The sequence below is a fragment of the Arhodomonas sp. KWT genome (genome assembly GCF_010993615.1).
The window spans coordinates 1-3,265 of sequence record NZ_WNXE01000233.1; the positions used below are offsets into that span (position 1 = coordinate 1).

Here is a 3,265-nt window from a genome sequence, read left to right on the forward strand (position 1 = left end):
AAGGCTGAGCCAGCAGATTTACAGTCTGCCCCCGTTGACCGCTTGGGTATCCCTCCAAATTGTCATTCCCTGCCGCCTGACCCGCCTGGGCGGAATCATCGCGACAGGTCGCGAAATTCTACATACTGGGCGGATAGCGTCAACCCCCGGCGTAACCCGAGCGAAGAGGAGGGCAACATGCCACACCGTCTCCTTCGCGCCATGGTCCTTGTGGTGGTCGCCGCCACGGCCCAGTCCTGCCGGAGCGCGACCGAGCACGGCCTCGCCCGGCTGAACCTCCCGGAGGGCTTCACCGCCGGCGTCTACAGTGCCGAAGTGCCCGGCGCCCGCAGCCTTGCGCTGGGGGCGCAGGGCACGGTATTCGTCGGCTCCCGGGGCGCCGGGAACGTCTACGCGCTGTGCGACACGGACGGCGACGGGCGCGCCGACCACCGCCACCTGCTTATCGAGGGCTCGCCGGACTCCCCCAACGGGGTGGCGTTTCTCGACGGCGACCTCTACGTCGCCTTCACCGACCGCATCGCCCGCCTGCCGGCGATCGAGTCGCGGCTCGACGACCCGCCCGCTCCGCAGACCGTCGTCCGGCTGCCCCGCTACGATCACCACGGCTGGCGCTACCTTGCCGCCGGACCGGACGGTGCGCTGTACGTGGGCCTGGGCGCGCCCTGCAACGTCTGCGAACGCTACGGCGAAATCTGGCGCATCGACCCGGACAACGGCGAACACACGGTGATCGCCCGGGGCGTGCGCAACACCGTCGGCTTCGACTGGTCACCGCAGACCGGCACCCTCTGGTTCACCGACAACGGCCGCGACATGCTCGGCGACAACCGCCCGCCGGACGAGCTCAACCGCCTCACCGGCGAGCGCACGCACTTCGGCTTCCCGTACTGCCACGGCGGCGACATCCCCGATCCGGAATACGGTTCGCCGGACGCGTGTGCCCGCTACGTCCCGCCGGTGCAACGCCTCGGCCCCCACGTCGCGGCGCTGGGCATGCGCTTCTATGACGGTGACGCCTTTCCCGCCGACTACCGCGGCGACATCCTTATCGCCGAGCACGGCTCCTGGAACCGCAGCGAGCGCATCGGTTACCGCCTCATGCGAGTCGACCCCGAGGCGGCGCTGGCCGGGACCGGCGACGCCTACCGGCCGTTCGTCACCGGCTGGCTGACGGACAGCGGAGAGATCTGGGGCCGACCGGTGGACGTCCTGGTCCTGCCGAGCGGCGCCCTGCTGGTCTCCGACGACTACCGCGGCGCGGTCTATCATATCGACTACGGCCCCCCGGGCTGACGCCGTACCGCGTCGCGCCCGCCGGCCGAAGCAAGGCACAGGGAGGCGGCGCGGCCATGGCCATCGACCTCGAAGTGAACGGCGTCGCCCGGCGCTACGACGGCCCGCCGGAGCGTCCGCTGCTGTGGTACCTGCGCGAGGACCTCGGCCTCACCGGGACGAAATTCGGCTGCGGCGTCGCCCTCTGCGGCGCCTGCCTGGTACTCGTCGGTGACGCGGCGGTACCGGCCTGCCGTACCGCTATGGGCGGCCTGCACGGCACCGCCGTCACCACCATCGAGGGCCTCGCCGCCCGGGACGACCCGGTCATCGCCGCTTGGCGCGACGCCCAGGTCCCACAGTGCGGCTACTGCCAGCCCGGCCAGGTGATCGCCGCCACCGCACTGCTGCGGACCACCCCGCGGCCCAGTCCCACGCAGACCGAGGCGGCCATGGACCGGGTGCTCTGCCGCTGCGGCACCTACCAGCGGGCACGCCGGGCGCTTGCCGCGCTCACCGGCGGACGCCATGGCTGATGGGAAGTTCAGCCCCACGCGCCGCCGCCTGATCGTCGGCGCCCTCGCCGCCGGCGCCGGCCTGTATGTGGCCGCCCGCCTGGCCGGCTCACGGGATACCACCGCGGGAAACGGCGCCATGAGCGACACCGGCTACACCGACACCTGGGTGGAAATCCGCACCGACGGCCGCATCGTGCTGCGCCTCACCGAGGCCGAGATGGGCCAGGGCGTGACCACGTCGCTGCCCCTGCTTGTCGCCGAGGAGCTCGCCGTCGCTCCGGACACCATCGAGCTCGCGCCCGCGCCCCTCACCTCCGTCTACGGCGAGCAGACCACCGGCGGCAGCACCAGCATCCGCGAGGCCTGGCCGGTGCTGCGTCGGAGTGCGGCCACGGCGCGAGTGCAACTGGTTGCCGCCGCCGCGGCCCGCTGGGGCGTCGATGACGCCGACTGCCGCGCCGCGGACGGCCGCGTCCATCACGGCCCCAGCGGCCGCAGCCTGGCCTACGGCGCCCTCGCGCTCGACGCGGCCCGGCTCGAACCGCCCGCCGAGGTCGCGCTCACCGAACCGGGGGAATGGCGCTGGATCGGCCACTCCCCACCCCGGCGGGACGTTCCGGCGAAGCTCACCGGGGAGGCCGTGTTCGGCATCGACATCGACCGGCCGGGTGCGCTGGTCGCCACCGTCGCCCACCCGCCAGCCCCTGGCCGGGAACCGGTCCGGATGGACACTGGGGCCGCCCGCGCCGTGGCGGGGGTCCATGACGTGGTCCCGCTGTCGGGCGGTGCCGTGGCGGTGGTCGCCGACGGCTACTGGGCCGCCCGGCGCGGCCTCGACGCACTGGCCCCGGAGTGGCCGCCCGCCCGCCTGCCGGACGACGCGGCGATCGCCGCCACCCTGGACGCAGCGCTGGACACGGACATGCCCACCGCCTGGCGACGCGGCACCCCGACCGACGAGCACGTCACCGGGGACACCCTGGTGAGCGCGCGCTACCGGCTCCCACTACAGGCCCACGCCTGCCTCGAGCCGCCGAACGCCACCGCCGCAGCGGGCGACGACGGGATCGAGGTCTGGACGGGGACCCAGTCGCGCAGCCGCGCCCGGGACAGCGCCGTCGCCGCGGCCCGGGGCAGCGGCCCGGGGGCCCTGATCGCCCGCGTGGTGAACCGTCTGGGCCTCGCCGCCGGAAACAACGTTACCGTGCACGGCACACTGATCGGCGGTGGCTTCGGCCGCCGACTGGAGCAGGACTACGTCACCGAGGCGGTGGCGCTGAGCCGCACCGTGGGCGCGCCGGTCAAGGTGATCTGGTCCCGCGAGGAGGACCTCCGGCACGACGTCTACCGGCCCCCGAGCCACCACCTCCTGGAGGCCCGCCTCGGCGCGGACGGGCTGCCGCAATCGTGGCATCACCGGATCGCCGCCCCCTCGGTAGTGGAATCGCTGTGGCCCGGCAGCGTCACCGACG

At 73.4% G+C, this 3,265-nt stretch carries 3 protein-coding genes; all 3 read left to right on the plus strand.

Annotated features, from left to right (window positions below; all coding sequences use genetic code 11):
• Positions 1–177: 177 nt before the first annotated feature.
• The gene (locus G7A99_RS17125; RefSeq protein WP_163142389.1) at positions 178–1,296 is read left to right on the plus strand and encodes a sorbosone dehydrogenase family protein; all 1,119 of its coding nucleotides are present in this window, start codon (positions 178–180) and stop codon (positions 1,294–1,296) included.
• Positions 1,297–1,352: 56 nt separating this feature from the next.
• Entirely contained in the window at positions 1,353–1,811 is a 459-nt protein-coding gene (locus G7A99_RS17130) for a (2Fe-2S)-binding protein (protein ID WP_163142392.1), read from the plus strand.
• Positions 1,804–3,265: molybdopterin cofactor-binding domain-containing protein (locus tag G7A99_RS17135; protein WP_163142395.1), on the plus strand; the 1,462-nt coding region annotated here is incomplete at its 3' end. The genes G7A99_RS17130 and G7A99_RS17135, both read left to right, overlap by 8 nt.

Excerpts from the sequence above, each read along its gene's own strand:
- G7A99_RS17125 (WP_163142389.1), top strand. The coding sequence starts at position 178 with ATGCCACACCGTCTCCTTCGCGCCATGGTCCTTGTGGTGGTCGCCGCC.
- G7A99_RS17130 (WP_163142392.1), top strand. The coding sequence starts at position 1,353 with ATGGCCATCGACCTCGAAGTGAACGGCGTCGCCCGGCGCTACGACGGC.